This window comes from Streptomyces sp. NPDC093591 (genome assembly GCF_044764885.1).
In the GTDB taxonomy this organism is placed as follows: Bacteria; Actinomycetota; Actinomycetes; order Streptomycetales; family Streptomycetaceae; genus Streptomyces.
On sequence record NZ_JBIWIY010000023.1, the window covers coordinates 155,142 to 177,286 of the forward strand.

General features: G+C 69.9%; 19 protein-coding genes and 2 pseudogenes. 11 read left to right on the forward strand and 10 right to left on the reverse strand.

Features of this window, described 5'->3' with window-relative positions:
- Positions 1-5: 5 nt before the first annotated feature.
- Positions 6-842, forward strand: a complete 837-nt coding sequence (locus ACIREI_RS39530) for an alpha/beta hydrolase (RefSeq protein WP_403343983.1) — start codon at positions 6-8, stop codon at positions 840-842.
- A gap of 222 nt (positions 843-1,064) precedes the next feature.
- Here the strand turns inward: ACIREI_RS39530 and ACIREI_RS39535 are convergent.
- From ACIREI_RS39535 to ACIREI_RS39550, 4 genes and pseudogenes are all read right to left on the reverse strand, one after another.
- Positions 1,065-1,178 (reverse strand): annotated as a pseudogene (locus tag ACIREI_RS39535) (alpha/beta hydrolase); the annotation flags it as partial.
- A 12-nt stretch (positions 1,179-1,190) separates the two neighbouring features.
- Positions 1,191-2,882 (reverse strand): CocE/NonD family hydrolase, encoded by a 1,692-nt coding sequence (locus ACIREI_RS39540; RefSeq protein WP_403343903.1) that lies wholly within the window; start codon positions 2,880-2,882, stop codon positions 1,191-1,193.
- Positions 2,883-2,913: 31 nt separating this feature from the next.
- Complete coding sequence (locus tag ACIREI_RS39545) at positions 2,914-3,792, reverse strand: alpha/beta fold hydrolase (protein WP_403343906.1); 879 nt, start codon at positions 3,790-3,792, stop codon at positions 2,914-2,916.
- 31 nt (positions 3,793-3,823) lie between these two features.
- The gene (locus tag ACIREI_RS39550) at positions 3,824-4,525 is read right to left on the reverse strand and encodes an SDR family oxidoreductase (protein WP_403343908.1); all 702 of its coding nucleotides are present in this window, start codon (positions 4,523-4,525) and stop codon (positions 3,824-3,826) included.
- A 130-nt stretch (positions 4,526-4,655) separates the two neighbouring features.
- On the opposite strand from ACIREI_RS39550, the gene ACIREI_RS39555 reads away from it, so the two are divergent.
- Positions 4,656-5,186, forward strand: coding sequence for a hypothetical protein (locus ACIREI_RS39555; protein WP_403343909.1), 531 nt, complete (start codon positions 4,656-4,658; stop codon positions 5,184-5,186).
- 72 nt (positions 5,187-5,258) lie between these two features.
- Here the strand turns inward: ACIREI_RS39555 and ACIREI_RS39560 are convergent, their stop codons facing one another.
- Positions 5,259-7,442, reverse strand: coding sequence for an MMPL family transporter (locus ACIREI_RS39560; protein WP_403343911.1), 2,184 nt, complete (start codon positions 7,440-7,442; stop codon positions 5,259-5,261).
- Positions 7,443-7,472: 30 nt separating this feature from the next.
- A complete protein-coding gene (locus ACIREI_RS39565) occupies positions 7,473-8,402 on the reverse strand; it encodes a haloalkane dehalogenase (RefSeq protein ID WP_403343913.1) in 930 nt (309 codons plus the stop codon).
- 139 nt (positions 8,403-8,541) lie between these two features.
- Between ACIREI_RS39565 and ACIREI_RS39570 the strand changes: the two genes are divergently transcribed.
- The 4 genes and pseudogenes from ACIREI_RS39570 (at position 8,542) to ACIREI_RS39585 (ending at position 12,509) form a co-directional block, all read left to right on the forward strand.
- A complete protein-coding gene (locus ACIREI_RS39570; RefSeq protein WP_403343915.1) occupies positions 8,542-9,168 on the forward strand; it encodes a TetR/AcrR family transcriptional regulator in 627 nt (208 codons plus the stop codon).
- Positions 9,169-9,320: 152 nt separating this feature from the next.
- The gene (locus ACIREI_RS39575) at positions 9,321-10,445 is read left to right on the forward strand and encodes a 4Fe-4S binding protein (RefSeq protein ID WP_403343917.1); all 1,125 of its coding nucleotides are present in this window, start codon (positions 9,321-9,323) and stop codon (positions 10,443-10,445) included.
- Positions 10,442-11,739: pseudogene (locus tag ACIREI_RS39580) on the forward strand (SNG1 family protein). The gene ACIREI_RS39575 and the pseudogene ACIREI_RS39580 overlap by 4 nt, the downstream one beginning before the upstream one ends.
- Positions 11,740-11,939: 200 nt before the next feature.
- On the forward strand, positions 11,940-12,509 hold the full coding sequence (locus ACIREI_RS39585) for a TetR/AcrR family transcriptional regulator (protein ID WP_403343919.1): 570 nt from the start codon (positions 11,940-11,942) through the stop codon (positions 12,507-12,509).
- A gap of 25 nt (positions 12,510-12,534) precedes the next feature.
- On the opposite strand, the gene ACIREI_RS39590 is transcribed toward ACIREI_RS39585, so the two are convergent.
- A complete protein-coding gene (locus ACIREI_RS39590) occupies positions 12,535-13,059 on the reverse strand; it encodes a TetR/AcrR family transcriptional regulator (RefSeq protein ID WP_403343986.1) in 525 nt (174 codons plus the stop codon).
- A 94-nt stretch (positions 13,060-13,153) separates the two neighbouring features.
- Here ACIREI_RS39590 and ACIREI_RS39595 point away from each other — a divergent pair, with 94 nt between their 5' ends.
- Positions 13,154-13,969: an oxidoreductase gene (locus tag ACIREI_RS39595; RefSeq protein ID WP_403343989.1), complete on the forward strand. Its 816-nt coding sequence runs from the start codon at positions 13,154-13,156 to the stop codon at positions 13,967-13,969.
- Between the two features lie 84 nt (positions 13,970-14,053).
- Positions 14,054-15,028, forward strand: coding sequence for an NmrA family NAD(P)-binding protein (locus tag ACIREI_RS39600; RefSeq protein ID WP_403343921.1), 975 nt, complete (start codon positions 14,054-14,056; stop codon positions 15,026-15,028).
- A gap of 666 nt (positions 15,029-15,694) precedes the next feature.
- On the opposite strand, the gene ACIREI_RS39605 is transcribed toward ACIREI_RS39600, so the two are convergent.
- The gene (locus ACIREI_RS39605) at positions 15,695-16,648 is read right to left on the reverse strand and encodes an alpha/beta fold hydrolase (RefSeq protein WP_403343924.1); all 954 of its coding nucleotides are present in this window, start codon (positions 16,646-16,648) and stop codon (positions 15,695-15,697) included.
- A 128-nt stretch (positions 16,649-16,776) separates the two neighbouring features.
- Positions 16,777-17,748: an SDR family NAD(P)-dependent oxidoreductase gene (locus ACIREI_RS39610; RefSeq protein WP_403343927.1), complete on the reverse strand. Its 972-nt coding sequence runs from the start codon at positions 17,746-17,748 to the stop codon at positions 16,777-16,779.
- Between the two features lie 55 nt (positions 17,749-17,803).
- Here ACIREI_RS39610 and ACIREI_RS39615 point away from each other — a divergent pair, with 55 nt between their 5' ends.
- A complete protein-coding gene (locus ACIREI_RS39615) occupies positions 17,804-18,226 on the forward strand; it encodes a MerR family transcriptional regulator (RefSeq protein WP_403343930.1) in 423 nt (140 codons plus the stop codon).
- Between the two features lie 86 nt (positions 18,227-18,312).
- On the opposite strand, the gene ACIREI_RS39620 is transcribed toward ACIREI_RS39615, so the two are convergent.
- Entirely contained in the window at positions 18,313-19,077 is a 765-nt protein-coding gene (locus ACIREI_RS39620; protein ID WP_403343933.1) for a DUF899 family protein, read from the reverse strand.
- A 210-nt stretch (positions 19,078-19,287) separates the two neighbouring features.
- Between ACIREI_RS39620 and ACIREI_RS39625 the strand changes: the two genes are divergently transcribed.
- Positions 19,288-20,625 carry a cytochrome P450 gene (locus tag ACIREI_RS39625; RefSeq protein WP_403343936.1) on the forward strand — a complete coding sequence of 446 codons (1,338 nt, stop codon included), beginning with the start codon at positions 19,288-19,290 and terminating at the stop codon, positions 20,623-20,625.
- A 29-nt stretch (positions 20,626-20,654) separates the two neighbouring features.
- Positions 20,655-22,127, forward strand: a complete 1,473-nt coding sequence (locus ACIREI_RS39630; protein WP_403343939.1) for a flavin-containing monooxygenase — start codon at positions 20,655-20,657, stop codon at positions 22,125-22,127.
- Positions 22,128-22,145 lie beyond the last annotated feature (18 nt).

Consider the following 22,145-nt stretch of genomic DNA (forward strand, 5'->3'; position numbering starts at 1 on the left):
GAATGATGAGCCGCGTGCACAAGGACTTGCGCTTCACCGACATCCCGAAGCGCACGGAAGCCATCCGGGTGGAGACCAGCGCCGGACCGGTGACCTGCACCGTCTACCGCCCGCCGGCCGCCGCCGCAGCCCCTGCCCCCGTGTACGTCAACTTCCACGGTGGCGGGTTCGTGGTCGCTCGCCCCGAGCAGGACGACCACATCTGCCGCTACATAGCCGCCACGGCTGAATGCGTGGTGATCAACGTGGACTACGCCGTCGCCCCGCAGCGGCCGTACCCCGTACCCGTCATCCAGGCATACGACGTCACCGCCTGGGTGGCCGAGAACGGCCCCGCCAACAACTGGGACGGCTCGCGACTCGCCGTGGGCGGGCACAGCGCCGGGGCCAACCTGACCGCCGCGGTCTGCCGCACGGCTCGGGACCGCGGCACCTTCACGCCCCGCCTCCAGATCATCGACTCCGCGCCACTCGACCAGCTCGCCGACCCGGCCACCAAGCAGTCACCCATCGCCAAGCCCCTGCTCACCCCTCAGCTCATGCGGGTCTTCACCGCCGCCTACGTCCCGCAACCCGCCGACCTCGCCCATCCGCTGGTGTCGCCCGGGCTGGCCGACGACCTCGCCGGACTGCCACCCGCCCTGGTCATCACCGCGGAGAACGACCGCCTGCGCGACGAGGGCGATGCCTATGCCAAGGCCCTGGAAGCTGCCGGCGTTCCGGTCACCCATCGTTGCTTCCAGGACGCCGACCACTACTTCACCCACACCGGCCCGGTAACGGCCGGGAAGGAAGCCATCGACCTGATGGCCACCACCCTGCGCACGGCACTCACCGCCTGACAGCTGACAGGGGTCGAGAGTCCTTGTGACAACACGCTGCCTTGGTGACACCTATCGCGCTTCGGCTCACCCCACCAGCAAGATCACATCTCCGGCTGGAGTACTAAGCCGGGGCGAGTTCCCGCGGCTGCTGGAGCTGCGGCCAGTGACCGCTGTCCAGCAGGGCAAGGTTCGTGGTCCGGACTTTTGCGAGATGGTCGGCGTGATGGGCGGGCATGCGGGGCTGATCGCCTCGTCTCCGCCGGCCCAGGTCCTCGCCAGTTCGGGACGCAGCGAGGCGACGCGGACGGTGAGGGCGCTGCCCCAGTCATGGCCCACGAGGTCGACGGGGCTGCCCGCCGGTCCCTGTCAGCCCGGGACCACCGGCAGGACGATGCGGGAGGGCCGGGCGGAGTCGTGGAAGACCTGCTGTCGAGCCACTCGGGCCGTGGTCGCGCTCTCCTCGGGCTCGCCCGTGTTCAGGTTGCGGTCCCAGCGGGGGAAGTTGCTGGAGGTGACCTGGAGCCGTATGCGGTGACCTGCCCGGAAGACGATGCTGGTCGACCACAGGTCCACGACGTGCTCGGCGGCCTCGCCCGGCGTCGCCGCGCGCACCCGCACGATGCCGTCGGTCACATTGCGGGAGACGCCGTTCTCGTCGACGTCGCACAGGCGGGCCACCCAGTCGGTCGACGACCCGTCCGTGGCGGCGAAGAGCACGGCCTTGACGCGGCCGGTCACCTCGGTGTCCTCGGTGAGGGGTTCGGTGGTGAAGACCAGGACGTCCTCGCGCGCCTCCACGACCGTCTGGTCGAGCGGGCCGGGCCGGGACTCGTCGGCCATCAGGAGCCCGCCGCCCAGGAGGAGCGCGCCGCCGGTGGTGGGTACCGGGTCCATGGGGTCGTAGGTGAACTCCTCGGCCTGCTCGGTGGTGGACGGCGGCTCAGGGGTGAGGCGTCCGTCCGCGCGGAGGTGGAAGTCCGTGTCGACGGCTCGCGACAGGGGCCATTCCGTCTCCTCGCGCCACTGGTTGACGCCCATGACGAACAGCAGCACCTTGCCCGTGTCCGGCTCCAGTGCCTCGCCGTCGCCGATCGTGCGCTGGTACCAGTCGAGCTGCATGTCCGACAGGCGCCCGCGCATGGCCATGTAGTCGGAGTGCGCGCCGAAGCCGAAGTTGACGTCCCCGACCACGTGCCGCCAGTTGGTGTGGGCCCACGGGCCCATGATCAGCGTGGCCGGCCGGCCGGCCCGGCGCATGGCGGTGAAGTTGTCGAGCGTGCCCTGGCTGAAGACGTCGTACCAGCCGCCGACCTGGAAGGTGGGCAGATCGACCTCGTCGTGCCGGCCCGTGACACGGCACGACGCCGCCCACTCGGGCTCGCGGCGGGAGCGTTCGTAGCCGAGTTCGGGCAGGTCGTGGCGGGCGAACGCGGGGAACCGTCCGGCGGGGAGTTCGCCGTAACTGCCGTCCGCCAGGGCGTCGAAATCGCGTATGAGCCCGGTGATGCCGCTCACGAGCCCGTCGAGGTCCGCGCTGTGACGGCGCATCAGGGTGTCGGCGCCCTGCAGGAGGGACCAGGGGACGGTGAGGCCGAGTTCGATCGCGCCGCCGCGCGTCCACAGCCCGTCGTCCGGATCGGACCACGTGACCATCGGTGCGATCGCCTTCAGCTCCGGCGGCTTGGACAGCGCCGCCATCCACTGCGTGTTGCCGAAATAGCTGCCGCCGATCATGCCGACGGAGCCGTTCGCGCCGGGAAGGGCGGCGGCCCACCGTACGGTGTCGTAGCCGTCGCTCTCCTCGTACGTGAATGGATCCCACTCCCCCTCGGAGGCGAACCGGCCACGGGTGTCCTGGATGACCACCATGAACCCGCGCCGGGCAGCCGCCAACGGATCGAGCATGCTGGTCATCATGGGCGTCTGCTTGCCGTACGGCAGCCGGCTCAGCAGGACCGGCCACGGCCCCGGGCCGCCGGGCCGGTAGACGTCCGCGCGCAGCACCGTGCCGTCACGCATCTCAGCCGGAACATCGAACTCGATCTGTATCTCTGCCACGCACTGCTCCTTGGGTCAGTGGTCCTGGTGGTCAGGCCACCGCGTTCAACAGGTCGGCCAGCACGTCGGGCCGTTCGAGGGCGATGAAGTGGCCGGTGTTGGGGACCTGGGTGAAGTCGGCGGCCGGCAGCAGCCGCTTGTTGGCCTCCCGGTCCGAGGGCCGGGACCAGTCCTTCTCCCCGTAGACGAGGTGGATGGGGGCCTTGACCTCGGGGTAGCGCGAGCGGGCCGCGATGAGGCTGGGCAGAGCCTGGTACACGGCCCGGGCGACGGTCGGGTAGCCGGGACGGCTGCCCACCTGGAGGAGCTCGTCCACGTAGTCCTCGTGCAGCGCGCTCTTGTCGTCCAGGCCGCCCTGGAGGATTGCGCGGAGGGCGGGCTTGGGCTCCACACCCGCGATCACCGGGCCCACCCCGGGCGCGAGGACACCGCTGACCACCACGCGGGCGAGGAGGCTGGAGCGGGCGATCCCGCCGCGGAAGTCGTAGGTGTTGACCGCGACGACGCGCCGTACCCGCTCCGGGAGATCGGCCGCGGTGGTCAGGGCGAGCACCGCCCCCATGGACTCCCCGACCAACGTCACGTCATGCAGGTCGAGTTCGGTGAGAAGCCGCTCGACGCCCGCGCGCATGGCGGGCTCGTCGTACGACGCCCCGGGCACGATCTCGGAGTAACCCATCCCCGGCAGATCGAGGGCGTACACGGTGTACCGATCCGCGATCAGCGGGATGAGGAGACGGAAGTGCTCGGCCTGGGTGCGCACGGTGTGCAGCAGGACCAGCGAGGCACCGCTGCCCGCCTTGAGGTAGCGGAGCGTTCCCTCGCGGCCGGCACGTCCTGCGCGCGGGGCGATGGTGTGTGTGGTGGTCCCCGGGATGTGAATCGTGGGACGTGACTCCTGGCTGGGCATCTCGCCGTCTCCCTGTCCTGTCTTCCCTGTCCTACTTGGCCAGCTGCTCGTACAGCCCGGCCAGGTCGCCGGCCAGGCCCGCCTTGACCTGCCGCGTGATGTCGTCGGCGAGCACCTCGTACGCGCCCGTCTCGATGCCGTCGAGGGCGAGAGCGGCGACGTCACGAGGGCTGGACTTGGGTGCGTCGACGCCCGCCGCCAGGTCCGTGTCGACGTATCCGACGTGCAGTCCGGTGACGGCGATGCCGCGGGGCTGAAGCTCCAGGCGCAGGGAGTTGGACTGCGACCACAGGGCGGCCTTGGAGGCGCTGTAGGAGCCGCCGAGGGCCAGCCAGGAGAGCACGGAGTGCACATTGAGGATGTGGCCGCCGCCGTTGCGCTCGATGATCGGCACGAAGGCGCGGGTGAGAAGCAGCGGGCCGTAGAAGTTGGTCTCGAACTCCCGGCGTACGTCGTCGACCGGGGAGTCGAGGAAGGAGGCGCCGACCGCGGCACCGGCGTTGTTGATCAGCACGGTGACGTCTTCCGCCTGAGCGGCGGCCGCCGCCACGGAGGCCGGGTCGGTGACCTCCAGCGCCACCGGGACCGCGTCGGGGTGCGTAACGCTGCGCGGGTCGCGGGCCGTGGCGTAGACCTTGGCGGCACCGCGCGCGTACAGCTCTTCCACCAGCGCCTTGCCGATGCCCCGGCTGCCGCCGGTGACGAAGACGTTGGCGCCCTTCAAAGCGGTCATGACTGCCTCCACAAGAATCGCTTGGAAACTGATCGGTTTCCACTACGGTAAACCGATCGGTTTCCGGGCGCAAGCTCATGGGAGGGAGCAGTCGCGTGGGGTCGTGGCTTCAGGGTGTCGTTCCGTATCCGTGAATCCCGGGGATGGTGAGCTCTCCACCCGTCTGTCCGGCCTGGTCGATGTCGGCGTCGTCCAGGCCGAGTCGGAGCTTGAGGCCGAGTTTCCCGACCGTGTCGTAGAGCCACTCCGGAACGGTGTCGGGGGTGAGATGGAGGCGGAGGACGGGAGGCAGGGGGAGGCGCCCTGCGGAGCCGCCGCGCGGGTCGAGGCTCTCATCGAGAACATGGGCTGGCAGATCTCCGACGCCTCACCGCACCGTCCGGCACTCGCCGAGAGTCTCGCGGCGCTGAGCCGCCTCGGTACCGACTACACGGCCGAGGACCTCATCCCCTACGCACGGCTCGCCACCTCCACAGCGGACCTGGACTTCGCGCAGTTCGAAGGGATCGAGGACCGCATCGCCCTCGCCGAGCGGGCGGTGGTCCTCACCGTGCTGTTCGAGCCGGTCGTCAGGCTTCTGCGGCGCCTGGCCCAGGAGGACGCGAACCATCGTCGGCATGATCGCCGTGCGTGCGGGACGGGGGAGCGGTCGGCGGAGTGAGCCTCCGGAACGGCGGGCGGAGTGAGTCCCCGGCGGGGTGCCCGTGTGTCACCGGCACCCCGCTCGCAGAGGTCAGCCCACGCCGACGGGGACCGGCTTGTCGGCGGTGTCGTCGGCCGGCGCGTCGGTCTCCTTGATGCCGAACCGGTCGTAGAAGCGTGCCAGTGGTGCCGGAGCCCACCAGGCCGCCCTCCCCAGCAGTCTCATGACGGCCGTTCCCAGCAGGATGCGCACGACCAGCACGTCCGTCAGGACCGCGAACACCATGCCGACGCCGAACAGCTTGATGGTCAGCACATCGCTCATCCCGATCGCCGCGAGCGGCACGCACATCAGCAGCGCCGCGCTCACGACCAGCCGGCCGATGGACTGGAGCCCGGTCGCCACGGCCTCCGTGCTGTCGCCCTGCTTGTCGTACTGCTCCCGCATCCGGGACACCAGGAACACCTCGTAGTCCATGGAGAGTCCGAAGATCAGTGCGAACAGCATGATCGGCATGTTGGGTTCGATGTTGCCCGTGGGATCGAAGCCGAGCAGGCCGTTGAGATGGCCGTCCTGGAAGATCCAGACCAGGACTCCGAAGGTCGCGGTCAGCGACAGCATGTTCATCGCGATCGCCTTCAGCGGCAGCAGCACCGAGCCGAACGCGAGGAACAGCAGGACGTACGTCATCACCGCGATGTAGAGCAGCATCCACGGCAGGGTCTCGCCGAGTGCGTCCAGGGTGTCGTCGTAGATCGCCGACTCGCCGCCGATGTAGGCCTGGGCGCCCGGCGGTGCCGGTACCTCCTTGATCCGGTTCACCAGGTCGCGCGCGTGGGTCGAGATGGGATTGCCGTCGTAGGTGACGGAGACCCGGGCCGTGGTGCCCTCGATGCCGCTGATCCGGGCGCTCGTGGCGCCCTCGGTGGCGCCGAGCCGCTCGGCGTACGCCTTCAGAGCCGCGCTCTGCTCCTTCGAGGTCCCGTCGGACTTCAGCACGAGCAGCGAGTCGATGGACTTCACCGCGTCGCCGTCGAAGTCGTGCTCCATGGCGTTGAAGACCTGGCGGCCCTCGGAACTGCTCGGCAGCTGCTGCGCGTTGATGGAGCCGAACTCGATCTTGGAGAACGGCAGGGCGAGCGTCAGCAGCAGGCCGACCGCGCCCACCACCACGACCCACCGACGCCGCATCAGGCCGTGCCCGAACCGGTACCAGGAACCCTCACCCGCCGCCGTCGCGCGCACGGCCTTCTTGCGGCGCAGCGGGAAGGCGTTGACCTTCGGGCCCATCACGGCGAGCACCGCGGGCAGCGCGACCAGCGAGAAGAGCACCGCCAGCACGACCGCGGCCACACCGCCGTACGACATCGACTTCAGGAACGTCGACGGGAAGAGGGTCAGGCCGGCGAGCGCCGCCGCGACCGTGGTGCCGGAGATCACCACGGTGCGCCCGGCCGTGGCGATGGTGCGCCCGATCGCCTCTTCGCCGGTGTAGCCGGCCTCCAGTTCCTCGCGGTAGCGGCTCACGATCAGCAGGCCGTAGTCGATGGCGACCGCGAGACCCAGGATCGTGACCAGGCTCATGGAGAACACGGACACGTCGGTGATGTTGGCGATGGTCCGCAGGACGGCCATCGACCCGAGGATGGAGAGCACGCCGACGATCAGGGGGAGGAAGGCCGCGGTCAGACTGCCGAACACGACCAGCAGGAGCAGGAAGAGAACGGGGGCCGAGATGATTTCCGCGATCCTCAGGTCGTGTTCGATCTTCTCGCTGGCCTGGTGGCCGGTGGGCACCGTTCCGCCCTGGAGGGTCTCCAGGCCGGGTGCCGGAATCTTGTCCTTGATCGCCTCGTACGCGTCCTCCTTGGCTTTCTCGCTGCTGCCGTGGAGGTTCAGTGCCACGTAGGTGGCGTGCCGGTCGTGGCTGACCTGCGCCGGCATCTTGGTCTGCCAGTAGTGCATGTAGCTGGTGACGTCCGCTTTCGGCAGGGACTCCACCTGCTTGACGACCGCATGCCGGAAGGAAGGGTCGTCGACGGTGCGGTCCTCGTCGCGGTAGACGATCACCGCATCGGGCGTCCGCTGCGGGAACGCCTTCTCGGCGATCCGGGCCGCGCGCTCGCTGCCGGAGCCGGGGTCCTGGAAGCCGAGCGGTGTCAGGGAGCCGAAGACGCCGGCTCCGTAGGCGCCGGACAGGACGGCGAACAGCACGGTCAGTATCAGCAGGGGCTTTCGTCGGCGGTGCAGCAGACGCCCGAATTTTTCGAACATGGGTGGTTCTCCTGGGTAATTGCTTGGTTTTCAGGCGAGGCTGAGGATCGCCTCGACCAGCAGGTCCGGCTGCTGCTCCTGCAGGAAGTGGCCGGCGTCGGGGACCGTCAGATGGCCCCGGCCCTTCGCGCCCGGGATGCGCTCCTGGAAGACCTGCTCGAAGGCGCGCGTGATGTCCTCGTGTGCGGCGAAGGCGGTGAGGAACGGCTTTTCGAAGGCCGTCAGCCCCGCCCAGGCGCGGCTCAGCATCGAGGCGGGCGGGTCGGTGGCGTCGAGCGGTACGAGGTGCGGGAACTGCCGCACTCCGGCGAAGTGCCGATCGGACGGGAACGGAGCGTCGTAAGCGGCCGCGTCCTCCGGGTTGAGGACATGGGCGGTCTGGTTGAGAGCGCTGTCCGGGCTGCCTACGGCCCACGAGGCGGTCAGGTCCGATGACTCGGACTGCTCCAGCCAGTGCAGGAAGGCACCGGCCGCGGGCGCGAACTGCTCCGGCGTGAACGAGGCCATGACGTCCGGTGCGGCCAGGCCGGTGTTGGCGGCGACCACGGCCGCGAAACGGTCGGGGGTGAGCCCGACGTGCACGAGGAAGAGGAACCCGCCCCAGTCCTGACCGAACAAGGTGATGTCCGTGAGGCCGAGCTGGTCCAGCCAGTCACCGGTCCAGGCCACGTGGGACTCGTAGGTGTACGCGGCCCGGTCGACCGGCTTGTCGGAGCGGCCGAATCCGATCAGATCGGGAACGAGGACGCGTCGGCCGGCCGCCACCAGGCCGGGAATCATCCGGCGGTACAGGTAGCCCCAGGTCGGCTCGCCGTGAGCGAGGACCACGACCGGTCCGTCGGGCGGCCCTTCGTCGACGTAGTGCAGGCGCAGGCCCTCACCGACCGTGACGTACCGGGGCCGGTACGGCCAGTCGGAGAGGCCGTCGAAGCGCTCGTCAGGTGTGCGTTCGATGTCCATGCGAGAAACCATAACAGTGTTTTCATTGCTCGACACCGATCGGTTTACCGGCGTCTGGCTCTGCCTCCTCGCCCAGCTACGGATGTGGCCTGCCGCCTTCGCGGCAGATTCGTAACGGTGTTGTCATACGCTTGGAGCCATGGCCAGACCCAAGACACATGACGAATCGCTGCGGCTCCGGCTCCTGCATCGCGCGGCCGCCACGGTTTTCGACCGCGGTACAGCCGCGCTGAGCCTTCGGCAGCTCGCCGCGGACGTGAAGACCTCGACCACGGCGGTCTACTCGCTGTTCGGCAGCAAGGCCGGTCTGCTCAGCAGCCTGTACCAGGAGGCCGTGCGCCTCTTCGCCGAGCGCCTGGCCACCGTCCGCCCGACGGACGACCCGGCCGGTGATGTGATCCGTATCGGGCTGGCCTATCGCGAATACGCCGTGGCCAACCCGCACCTCTACGCGATCCTCTTCTCCGACCGCAGCGCCCAGTGCCCGTCCCATGCGGACAGGCCGCGTGAGGTCGTCGAGACGTACCGGCCCCTCGTCGACGCCGTGCGCCGCGGACAGCGGGCCGGGCAGTTCGGTTCCGCGTCCGACCCCGAGGTCATCGCGCTGTCGGTCTGGGGTATGGCCCACGGCCTGGTCTCCCTGGTGCTGTCCGGGAACGAGCCACCGGAGCTCGCGGTCGCCGACTGCTACGAGCGGGCACTGCGGGCGTTGGTGGCGGGGTGGCGGGACGGCGGGGAGTCGGCTGCGGGGCTCGCAGCCCTGTAGGGGCTGTCTGCGGGGTGCGCGACCCGGGCCCGCGACTCGGGGTTTGCAACTCGGTCTTGCATGCGGAAACCGATCAGTTTACGGTGATGAAACTGATCGGTTTCTCGTCGTGCGGGTGGGCGGGTTCCGGACCCGAGTCACAAGGAGCACGGATGACTGCCGCGCGCGACGCCGAGGGGCAACTGCCCAGTCCCAGGCTTCCGGCGAAGCTGGCCGCCCACCCGTCGGTACAGGCCGTACTCACCCGGCGTGCAGCCGGTGACGCGGCACGCCCACCGGCGGTGATCGACGCCGAATGGCTGCGCGAGCTGTGCCTGGCGGCCGGTGCGGACGACGCCGCCGCGGTGAGCCTGGACCACCCCGATCTGGCCGGCGAGCGCGAGTACGCGCTGGCCGCGCTGCCGGGGACCCGCACCCTGATCGCGATGGCGGTCCGGATGAACCGCGACAACTGCCGCTCCCCGGCGCGCAGTGTGGCCAACCAGGAGTTCCACCAGGCCGACGAGCAGGCCAACCACGCCGCCCGCAGGGTCACCCAGGCGCTCCAGGACGCCGGTTACCGAGCGCTCAACCCCTCCGTCGGCTTCCCGCAGGAGATGGACCGCTTCCCCAGGGAGCGGATCTGGGTGGTGGCGCACAAGACGGTCGCGGTGGCCGCCGGACTCGGCGTGATGGGTCTGCACCGCAACGTCATCCACCCGAAGTTCGGCAGCTTCGTGCTGCTGGTCACCGTCCTGGTGGACGCGGAGGTGAGCGAGTACGGGCAGCAGCTGGACTACAACCCCTGCATCGACTGCAAGCTGTGCGTCGCAGCCTGCCCGGTCGGCGCCATCGCCAAGGACGGCGCCTTCGACGCGCTGGCCTGCACCACCCACAACTACCGCGAGTTCATGAGCGGGTTCACCGACTGGGCCCAGACCGTGGCCGACAGCGAGGACGCCGCCGACTACCGCTCCCGGGTCACCGATGCCGAGAGCGCCTCCATGTGGCAGAGCCTGTCCTCGCCCCCTGGCTACAAGTCCGGCTACTGCCTTGCCGTCTGCCCCGCCGGCGAGGACGTCCTCGGCCCGTACCTGGACGACCGCAAGTCGTTCATGGACACCGTGCTGCGACCGCTCCAGGACAAGAAGGAAACCCTGTACGTCCTGCCGGGCTCACACGCGCAGGAGTACGCCCAGCGCCGATTCCCCCACAAGCCCGTCAAGGAAGTCACCGGCGGATGGCAGCCCCCGGCGAAGCGTTCCGCGTCCACCGACCGAGAGACACGTACTCCATGAGTGGCATTCACCCCTTCCGCGTCCTGCGCGCCAAACCTCTGTGGATCGCCAACGGTGTCATCACGGGCGTACTCGCGCTGCTGTTCGCCGTGTTCTATGTCGGCGCCAATATCGACCCGGCCGGCCACATGACCAAGCTGCCCGTCGGCCTGGTCAACGCGGACAAGGGAGCCGCTGTCGGCGGCAAGCAGGTCAACCTGGGGGCTCAGATCACCGAGTCGATCAAGAAGGCCACCGCGAGCGGGGACAAGATCGACTGGAAAGTGATGGACGAGAAGGAGATGAAGGAGGAGCTCGGCGAGGGCAAGCTGTTCGGCGCGCTCGTCGTCGCCGCCGACTTCACCTCCTCCACCACCGCACTGACCGGCACGTCGCCCACCGGAACCCCGGCCCGCCCGACGCTGACAGTGCTGACCAACCAGTCGGCCGGCAGCGTGGGCTCCGGCCTGGCTCGGACCGCGACGACCCAGGCGGCCGAGAAGGCCTCGCTTCAGGTGGGCAGGGAGCTGACCGCACAGACCGACTCTCAGCAGGCGAAGCTGCCCGCCGCGGCACGCGTTCTGCTCACCGACCCGGCCGCCGTCACGGTCGAGGACGGCCATCCGCTCGACTCGCACAGCGGCCTGGGCCTGACGGCGTTCTACTACGCGCTCACCCTGGTGGTCGTCGGCATGCTCTCCGCCAACGTCATCAGCGGCCAGGTCGACCACGCCCTCGGCTACACCCACAACGACATGGGCCCACTGCGCCTGCACCGCCCACTGATCCGGGCGACCCGGGTGCAGACCCTCGCCATCAGCAGCACCCTCATGGCCGGACTGTCCCTGCTGGTGGGCACTCTGGTCCTGGCCGGCGCGGTCGGCATCATGGGCATGGACGCCTCCCATCTGCCGCTGCTGTGGCTGTACTCGGTGTGCGCCATCGCCGTCACCGTGATCGGAGCGCTCACCCTCCTCGCCGTCTTCGGCACGCCCGGCATGCTGGTGGTCACGCTGGTCTTCATCGGGATGGCGGTGCCGACGGCCGGCGCCACCACCCCCATCGAGGCGCTGCCCGGCTTCTACCGCTTCCTCGCGGAGTTCGAGCCGCTGCGGCAGATCACCGGCGGAATCCGTTCGATCCTCACTACGACGCCCAGGGCGACGCGGGTCTGACCCGCGGCTGGGTCATGATGGCCGCCGGCCTCGTGGCGGCCGCTCTCTTCGGCTTCGCCGTACTCGGCTGGTACGACCGCAAGGGGCTGCACCGCATCCCGGTGGAGACGACGCCCGAGAAGACGGCGGCCCCGGCATAGCGAAAGCCCCCAGCACCCCCGGGACGGGGCCATTACTCGGAGTGGCCCCGGTGTGTGCCGCCCTGCCGGGGACGACAGGCGCGCACACCATCACGGCTCGGCGACGGCCCTTCCCCCAGGCCGTCGCCGAGCCTCCGCGAGGACGCCACCCGGGAAACCGATCGGTTTTCTTTTGCTTCCCTTTGGGTTAACCTCGCGGTATGACCACCGAAGTGAAACAAAGCCCCAGGGAGCGGCTGCTGGAGGCGGCGGCCACACTTACCTACCGGGACGGCGTCAATATCGGCGTCGAGGCCCTGTGCAAGGCGGCGGGAGTGTCGAAGCGCTCCATGTACCAGCTGTTCGAGAGCAAGGACGAACTGCTCGCGGCGAGTCTGGAGCGGCGTACTTCCGCCTACGTGGCAACACTCCTGCCCGCGGCGGACGACGACCGTTCACCCCGGGAGCGGATTCTGCATGTCTTCGAACAGGTGGAATCGCAGTCGGGCGCGCCCGAGTTCTACGGCTGCCCCTTCCTTGCCGCGCAGATCGAGCTCAAGGACCAGAGTCACCCTGCGAGTCGGGTCGCCCATGGGGTCAAGGAGAACCTGACCGCCTTCTTTCGCGCCGAGGCCGAGCAGGGCGGGGCGAGCGACCCCGGTCTGCTGGCCCGGCAGCTCAGCTTGGTCTTCGACGGGGGCAGCGCCCGCGCGGGCATCGGAGCGGACCAGCTGACAGGGCTCATCGCGCCCACGGTGATCACTCTGCTCGACGCGGCGGGCGTGCGCTGACGCATCACCCCTCCGGAACGCTCTCTCACCGCACGGCGTTCGGGGGGAGCCCCATGGCCGCACGAGTGGTGCCGAGCATGCCGTAGGCGAAAAAGCCTGCGGTGTCGTCGGCATCGGCCCCCAGTGACAGGTGCACGGTCTCCCAGATCCTCATCCAGCCGGCCCGGACGACCTCGCCGATCAGGTCATCACCCTGCGCCTCGGCGGCCGCCACGGTGACGTATCCCTGCATCTGCATCAGGAGCGTTTCGGGGCGCGTCGAGATCAGCTGCACGTAAGCGTTCGTCATGGCCTGGAGGGCCCGCTCGCCGCCCTCCACCCCCTCGGCCGCCCTCTCGAAAGCCAGGCGGGTGTCTTCCATGCTCCGAGTCAAGGCGGCGACGAAGATCGCCTTCTTGTCCGGGAAGAGCCGGAAGAGATACGGCTGCGTGACGCCGACGCGCCTGGCGATCGCCGCGGTGGTGGTGCCGTGGTAGCCGGCGATCGCGAACTCGGCGATCGCCGCGCGGATGACGCTCTCGCGCCTCTCCTGCGCACTGATCCTGCCCAATGCCGTCCTTCTCCCTGCCTGAGCTTGCATGCGGAAACCGATCGGTTTACAGTGATGGAAACCGATCGGTTTTTCAATGCTTGCGGGAGTCATGATGACAACAGATCGGCCGGTGGCGCTCGTGACCGGTGCCTCATCCGGCATCGGGAAGGAAACCGCGCTCGCACTGGCAGCAGCGGGTTTCGACGTGGTCGGCACGAGCCGGGACACCTCACGCGTCACCCCGCTCGACGGTGTGACGTTCCTCGACCTCGACGTGGCCGACGACACCTCGGTCGCCGCGGCGGTCCAGGAGGTGAGCGAGCGGTTCGGGCGGATCGACGTCCTGGTCAACAACGCCGGCGTCGGCTCGACGGGTGCGGCGGAGGAAACCTCCGTAGAGCAGGCCCAGGCCGTCTTCGACACCAACGTCTTCGGGGTCATGCGCATGGTGACGGAGGTCCTGCCGTACATGCGCGCTCAGCGGCGCGGGCGCATCATCAACATCTCGTCCGTACTGGGATTCATGCCCCAGCCGTACATGGCCGTCTACGCCGCCTCCAAGCACGCGATCGAGGGCTACTCCGAGTCCCTGGACCACGAGGTCCGGGAGTACGGCGTCCGGTCGATTCTCGTGCAACCCGCCTACACCAGGACCGCGTTCGAGGCCAACAGCGGGAAGCCGGACACGCCCCTGCACGCCTACGCGAAGCAGCGGCAGACGGTCGACCGCGTGCTGGCGGAGGCGGTCAGGGGCGGCGACGCCCCCGCCGTCGTCGCCAAGGCGATCGTCGCGGCGGCGACCGACGTCAGGCCGAAGCTGCGCTACACCGCCGGCCCCACGGCCGGACGGGTGAGCACACTGCGCCGTCTCGTTCCCGCCCGGGCCTTCGACAAGCAGATCCGCAAGATCAACCGCCTGGCCGGCTGACGCGCAGGCTTACGCGGAAACGCCCCCCGGGCCTCCTGACCAGCGAAAAGCTGACCCACCCCCCAACAAGAAGAGGACACCTTGATGTCAGAGCGCAACCCCATCCTGATCACCGGTGCCGCCGGCGAGATCGGTGGTGTGAGCCGGACGATGGTCGACATGCTGATCGAACAAGGGCACCCGGTGCGTGCGTTCGTGCGGCAGGACGACGAACGCGCAGAATCGCTCCGCCAAGCCGGGGCGGAGGTCTTCGTCGGTGACCTGCTCACCATCGCCGACGTGACCGCCGCGCTGAAGGGCGTGCGACGCATCTACTTCAGCATGAGCCTGTCGCCGTACTACACCGACGCCGTCAGCCTGATGGCCGCGGCGGCGCGGGCCAAGGGCGACATCGAGGTGTTCGTCAACATCTCCGAGTACGAGCAGTCGTTCATGACCTTCGACAACATGACCGCGCCGGAGGAAGAGCGGCGCGCGCGGCTCGGTGGACTCGTCGCCAACTGGTCGCCGCAGCAGCGGGCCCACTGGGTCGCCGAGCAGGTGCTGGAGTGGTCCGGCGTCCCGACCGTCAACATCCAGGCGGCCTTCTTCGTCGAGAACCCCATCATGACCTGGCTGGCCCTGAGCACTCTGGCCGACGGTGAACTGCGCCTGCCCTTCGGCGACCACCGGCTCGCGCCCATCGCCGGATACGACGTCGCCGAACTGTGCGCGAAGATCCTGGCCGACCCGGCGCCGCACATCTCCAGGTCCTACGCGCTCACCGGCCCGGAGCTGAAGGACATGCACGGGATCGCGGAGGACTTCGCGGCCGTGCTGGGACGCCCGGTCACCTATGTTCCCGAAGACATCGAAACCTGGAACAAGACCTACGTGGACACCCACATGTCCGCGTACCCGCACATCGCGGAGCACCTGAAGACCCTGACCCGGATCATCGGCCGCGGAGGATACGGCGGTATCACCGACGAGCTGGAGACCCTGCTCGGCCGCCCGGCGAAGACCGTGCGGTGGGCTCTGGAGAACCACCCGCGCATCCAGAAGCTGGCGGTTGCCTGAGTCGCTGAGCGGTCCGGAGCAGAACGAGGTCGCCCCGCCGGAGTCTTCGGCTCGAGGACTCCGGCGGGTTCGCCGTCGGAGCACTGGTCGCCGGAGTCCTCGCCGACGCCTACGGCCTCACCACCGCAATCTGGACCGTCGCCGCCCGCACTGCCGCCTCCGCCTCGTTGTCGCGGTCCGCAGGTACGAAACGCATCCGCGGTCTGAAGCCCGCGGCGCTCTTCCCGACCGGCCCGGCCTGAGACGCCCCGATCGCTCACGCTCCGGTGGGCTCTTCGGCGGGCGTGGCCCTCTGGACCTCTGGTTCGGGCTGGGGCGGGCCGGCAGCAGGAGGCAGAGCGGAACAGCCGCGGCGGTGAACGCCGCTGCCCACCAGAAGGCGTCACCGAACCCCGAGGCCAGGGCAGCGGGCGTGTGGGCGTCTGTGGAGGTGCGCTGAAGGATCATGGCGAGGGCCGCAGTGCCCGCGGAGCCGCCGACCTGCTGGGCCACGCGGCTGATGCTGGAGCCCTGGGGATCTCCTGAGGCTTCAGCCCGACGAAGGCGGCGCCCGCCAGCGTGACCATGGCCGCGCCCAGTCCGATGCCGCGCACCAAGCGCACGGCCACACCTGGCAGCCGGATGGACCTCGTCGCCCCCAACTGCCAGGCCGGGCCCGGCCTGGCGTCAGGTGAACCTGAGGAATTCGATGAGCGCCGCGTTCACCTCGTCCGGGCGTTCCTGCTGCGTCCAGTGTCCGCAACCCGTCAGTTCGATGGGCTCGCGCCACAGGTTGGGCATGCGGGCGGGGAGGCTTTCGATGAATTCGGGGGTGCCGGGGAAAGCGGGCACGAGGTCGCGGTCGCCGTAGATGTACAGGGCGGGCGCGGTGACGACGGCGCCGTGCCACGGGGCGGTCAGTTCCCAGTTGCGGTCGAGGTTGCGGTACCAGTTGAGGGGGCCGGTGAAGCCCTTGGAGAAGCTCTCGGTCAGCACGTCGAGATCGTCCTCGGTGAGCCACGACGGCAGTACCTCGGGGTCCGGCATGTCCGCGAGCCAGCCCCGCTCGGGGTCGACCAGCGGCTGCTTGACGTCCCCGGGGGCGTCGCCGGAAGCCGAGTAGAAGAACTTCCGCAACGTGGTGCGCGTGTCCTTCGCGAACTCGGCGTCGGCAACGCCGGGGCGGTTGAAGTAGTTCCAGTAGAAGCGGCCGCCGAACATCTTGTCCATGGCGGCCAGCGGAGGCTCCGCTCCCCGGGACGGCGGGGGCACGCTCAGGCCCGCCACCGCGCGCACCATGTCCGGCCGCAGGAGTGCCGTGTGCCAGGCGACCGGCGCGCCCCAGTCGTGCCCGACGACGTACGCAGTCTCCTCGCCCAGGGCGTGGATGAGGCCGACGACGTCGCCGACCAGGTGGAGGATGCTGTACGCGTCGACGTCGTCGGGGTGGTCGCTGCGGCCGTAGCCACGCTGGTCGGGGGCGACCACGCGGAAGCCCGCGTCGGCCAGCGGGCCGAACTGGTGGCGCCAGGAGTGCCATGACTCGGGGAAGCCGTGCAGGAGTACTACGAGGGGGCCTTCGCCCGCTTCGGCTATGTGCAGTCGGATCCCGTTCACGTCGACGGTTCGATGCTGAATCATGTGCACGAGCGTACGGCTGTGATCTTTGGGCCGTGGCACGTCCTCCTGGGTCTGGTCTGCCCGGGTGTTCGAACCTGGCCGGGCGGACGGACCTCACGTTTCGGACGCGTGCCGGGTGAAGTGCGGGTTCAGCGAGGGATCGGGGTGGCGCCGGTCGCCGCGGCGGACAGGTCCCAGAGCCGTGCGGCCGCCTCCGGGGCGATGGCGTACGCGCGGACGCCGCCGTCATCCATGGGCTCGGCAGGGTGGGAGACGCGTGCGATGTCGCAGTCTTCGAGGTAGAGCCCGCCGCGGCCGTCGAGGAGCGCGGAGGTGGCTGCCCACAGGCCGGTGGCGGCGCCTTGGGAGGGCGTCTTGAAGTCGGCGCCGATCACGTTGCCCTGCCCGTCCACCCAGCCGCGGTCGATCTGCTCCTGCAGCGTCATCTCGCGCTGGAGCCCAGTGATGATCTTGCCGGGGTGGAGGGCGAACGCCCGGACGCCGTCGTCGCGCCCGAGGGCGTCGAGCCGCACCGCGAACAGGGAGTTGGCGGTCTTGGACTGGCCGTAGGCCAGCCACTTGTCGTATCCGGTGCGGAAGTGCGGGTCCTGTCGGCGGATGTCGGTCAGGGTGTGCCCCGCGGAGCTGTTGACGATGACGCGCGCACCGGCACCGGTCGCGAGGAGGGGGTAGAGCTCGCAGACGAGCGTGAAGTGCCCGAAGTGGTTGACGGCGAACTGGCCTTCCCAGCCGGGTCCGAGGCGTCGTTCGGGGGTGGCCATGACGCCGGCGACGGCCATGAGGAGGTCGAGCCGGTCGAGGGAGTTGCTGATCCGTGCGGCGGCGGTGCGCACGCTGTCGAGGTCCGCCAGGTCCATGGGGACGACTTCACAGCCGTGGACACCTTCGAGGGCGGCGCGGGCGATGCCGGGCCGGCGTGCCGGAACGATGACCCGGGCCCCGGCGGAGGCCAAACCCCGGGTGGTTTCCAGACCCAACCCGGAGTAGCCCCCGGTCACGACGGCGGTGGCGCCCGAGAGGTCGAGGCCGTGCAGGACGTCCTCGGCGGTGCTGGTGGCGCAGAAGGGCGAGCCGAGCGGTTGCTGATCAGTTGCGGTCATGCCGACGACGCTACGAGCTGGAGCGAGGTCTAGATCAAGTCCTAGGCTGGCCCGTATGGCGACCACCGAGACCCCCGCGGAGCCACTGAGCATCGGCCAGGTGGCCGAGCGGACCGGACTCAGCGTGCACGCGCTGCGCTTCTACGAGCGCGAGGGCCTGCTGGTCGGACCGGTCCAACGCACCGCGGGCGGCCGGCGGCGCTACACCCCGGTCGACGTCGACTGGCTGCTGATCTGCGTCAGGCTGCGCGAATCCGGCATGCCGCTCGCCGACCTCAAGCGGTTCGCCGAGCTGGTGCGGCACGGTCCGGGCAACGAGGCCGAGCGCCTGCGGCTCCTCGACGCCCATCAACGGCGCGTCGAGGAGCGGATACAGGCGTTGGAGGAATGTCGCTCAGTCATCGCCTGGAAGGTCGGCGTCTACACCGAGCACCTCGCCCGCGACGAGGCCCGGGGGCTCTGGGATCCGACGGTCTGAACTCGACGGTCTGAACTCGACGGTCAGAGACCCGACGGTCTGAGCCCCGGACGGACGCCCGTCGCGACGGCCGGTCGGGCTCGGGTTCACGCGCAGCAGCCCGAACTGCCCGGCCCCGTGCCGGGCTGTCCGCTGTGGAGGTCGTCGTCGTGGCCGGCGGCGATCCGTGCCCACTGTGCGGTGGGCCGTCCGTCCTTGCGGAACTGCTGGCCGAGCGCCTCGTACGGCTGTGGCCATCCGGGCGGGGAGTCCTCCCAGGTCTCCTGCCGTCCGTGGACGGTCATGTCGAGGATGCCGTAGGACGGCGCCATGGGTTCGACGCCGCGGCCGGTGGTCCAGTACGTCTCGTAGACGCGGTCGCCGTCGCGGAGGTAGCACGCCTTCATCCCGAAGTGGCGGCCGGCGACGAGCCGTTCGTGCGACTCGGCGGGTACGGAGTACCAGGGCAGCTCCCAGCCCATGAAGCGGCGGTAGCGGTCGGACTCCTCGAAGGGGCCCTGGCAGAAGACGGCGAAGGTGACGTCGCGCTGGTGCAGATAGGACAGTTCGCGGACCTGGCCGGTGAAGAAGGTGCAGCCCTCGCACTGGTCGGCGGCGGGACGGCCGTCGTGCCACATGTGATACGACACGAACAGCTGGGAGCGGCCCTCGAAGACGTCGATCAGGGGGACGTGGCCCGTGCCGGTGACGAGCGGGGCCGACGGGTCCACCTCGGTCATGGGCAGCCGTCGTCGGGCGGCGGCGATCGCGTCGCCCTCGCGGGTGTGCGCCTTCTCCCGGACGCGCAGGGTGTCGATCGCGGTCAGCCACTCCCGGCGGGAGACGACCGGCGGCTTGTTCACTTCAGTCATGGCCGTACTGACCCCGCGGGTCGCGGAACGTCATCGGTGGCGCCATCCCGGGGGCAGCGATCGTGTTGACGCGGGCTGTCACCGGATGTGCCCGCTCCCGTACAGTCCGTCGTGCCAGTGCTCGTTCCCGCACTCGTGCCGGCACTCGCGCCAGTACTCCGGCGCGGCCAAGTCCGCGGCCGGGCCCAGCGGTTGACCAGGAGAAGAAACATGGAAGCCGAAGCCGGTCTCGCCTCCGTTCCCCGCGTTCCCCGCACGGGGCGGCCGGTGCCCGAAGCCGAGCCGGGACTTGTGCAGCGGTGGCGTGCGGGGGGAGGTGAGCTGGTCGAGCTGCTGGCCGAGGTGCGCGAGCGGGTCGGCGGCGTCGCCGCGTTCCGGATCGGGCCGGCGCCCACCGTTCTCGTCACCGATCCGGCGGCGGTCCAGCATGTACTCGCCCGGCACCCGGAGCGGTACGTCAAGCGCTCCCACCGCGCCCGCCTGCTGATCGGCGACGGCGTCATGGCCGCCACGGGCGAGGCGTGGAAGCGGCAACGCCGTCTGCTGCAGGGGCAGTTCACCGGGACCGGGATGCGCCGCTACGAGCAGCGGATCACCGCTGCCGCCCGGACCACCGCCGAGCGCTGGGACGGGTACGCCCGTACCGGGGAGACCTTCGACGTCGGGCGGGAGATGCACCGCTTCGCCCTCGACGCCATCTGGCGCTCCCTCACCGGGCACCCTCTCGACGACGAAACCGAGCAGGAACTGGCCGCCGTGGAGGCCGTGGGGACCGCCCTTCCGACCCTGCCCGCCGACCTCACCGAAGCCCAGGGCGCCGTCGCCGCCGAACTCGCCCGGATCGACGCGGTGGCCCGGCGCGCCATCGAGGCCGCCCGCAGCGGGGCGGCGGGTCCCGACGGCCCTGGCCTCGTGCACGTCCTGACCGACGCCGCCACCGAGCGCCCCGAGTACACCGACCGGCTGATCCGCGACGAGCTGGTCACCCTGCTCGCCGCCGGCCACGAGACGACCGCGACCACCCTGACCTGGCTCCACCTGCTCCTCGACCAGCACCCCGCCGCCCGCGCACAGGCTCTCGCCGCCGGCGAGGAGGGCTCACCGCAGCGCCGCCAGGCCGTCCAGGCCCTCGTCCACGAGACGCTCCGCCTCTACCCCTCCGCCTGGCTCCTGCCCCGCCACGCCGCCGAGGCCGACACCCTCGCCGACGGCCACACCATCGAGGCGGGCACCGACATCCTCGTCTGCCCGTACCTCACCCACCGCGACCCCGAACTGTGGCGGGAGCCGGAGCACTTCGACCCCCGGCGCTTCACCGCCCCGGACGGCCGCCCCGCCCACCCGGGCGCCTACTTCCCCTTCGGTATCGGCCCCCGCGCCTGCGTCGGTCTGCAATTCGCGCTCCGCGAATCGACCGTCCTGCTCGAACACCTGCTGCCGGCCCACACCCCGGTCTTCTCGTCCACACCCACGAGGGCGACGTACGGCATCACCGTCCGACCCGATGGCCCCGCACCGGCAACTCTGGTAGCGCCAAAGGGAAGTTGACACCGACCACCCAAGGAGAGTGACAGCGGATGAGAGCGTGTGTTGTCGGGGCCGGCCCCGGGGGAATCGTCACCGCCAAGGTACTGCTGGAGAACGGCTTCGACGTCACGGTCTTCGACAAGTACCAGCAGGTCGGCGGGATCTGGTCATCAGGAGGCTGCTACGACGGGCTGGCCAACCAGTCCGCGCTCCGCATCTTCGAGTTCGCGGACCTGCCCAACCGCCTGCACTTCGCCGCCGCGGCGGACACGCAACGCTACCTGGAGGAGTACGCCGAGACCTTCGGTGTGCTGGACCGCGTCCGGCCCGGCACCGAGGTGGTCTCCATCCGGCCGGTGGACGGGCCCGGGCGGCTGGGCGCCTCCGGCTGGTCGATCGACTCTCGGCCCGTCGACGACAAGGGGGCCGAGGTCCAGCGCGAACGATTCGACTACGTCGTCGTCGCCAGCGGCGCTCATCATCATGCCCACGTGCCCGAGCTGCCCGGGCGTGAGCTGTTCGGCGGGACCGTCCTGCACTCCAACGAAGTGCGGGCGGGGGCATTCGCCGGCCGGCGCGTGGTCGTCGTGGGCGGCGGCAAGTCCGCGTTGGACCTGGCCACCCGCGCCGCACGCGAGGCGGCCTCGGCCACCCTCGTGCAGCGCAAGGTGAACTGGATGGTCCCCGAGCGGTTCCTGCTCGGCATGGTCGGCTACAAGTGGATCTTGTTCACCCGGCTCGGTGAGGCGCTCCTGCCCCGCTACCACGATCCGGCCTGTGTCCGCCCGATCGACCGCATCGACGAGCGGGTCAAGCGAGCGCTGTGGTGGCTCATCACCCGCGACACGCTGTTGTCGGCCGGGCTGTACCGGCTGCCGAAGCAGTTGCGGCCCGCGCACGCGCTCCCCTTCCACCTGGCCCACGCCGGAGTGATGCCGCGCGGCTACGTACGGGCCGTCCGCCGCGGCCTGATCGCCCCCAAGATCAGTGCCGTCGAGGCTTACACCAGCGAGGGGCTGCGACTGGCGACCGGCGAGGAAGTGGCGGCGGACGTCATCGTGTTCGCCACGGGGCACCACAAAGTCTTCCCGTTCCTGGACCCGAGCGTGCGCGTGCACGACTCCGCCGGGCGGCTGCGGCTCTACCGGGGCATCGTGCCACCCGGCGCCGACCGGCTGGGATTCGTCGGATTCCGGCAGGTCTTCAACAACATCATGGGCGTGGAACTCACCGCGCACTGGCTGACCGGTCATTTCCGGGGCACGCTGCGCACCACCCCGACCGAGCCGGAGATGAGGGACGCCATCGACGCTCGCCTGGCCTGGCAGGAGCGGGTGCTGCCGGGCTCCGGCGGCTACGACTTCGGCCCCTACGACATCCACTGCGCCGACGAACTCCTGCACGACATGGGCCTGCCGTCCCGCCGCGCCGGCAACCTGCTGGCCGAATACCTGCTTCCCGGCGGACTCGCCCACCGCTACGCGGGCCTGACGCGGCCGAGTTCGGCGACGAAGCAGACGTAGCACTGGAATCACGGCCGC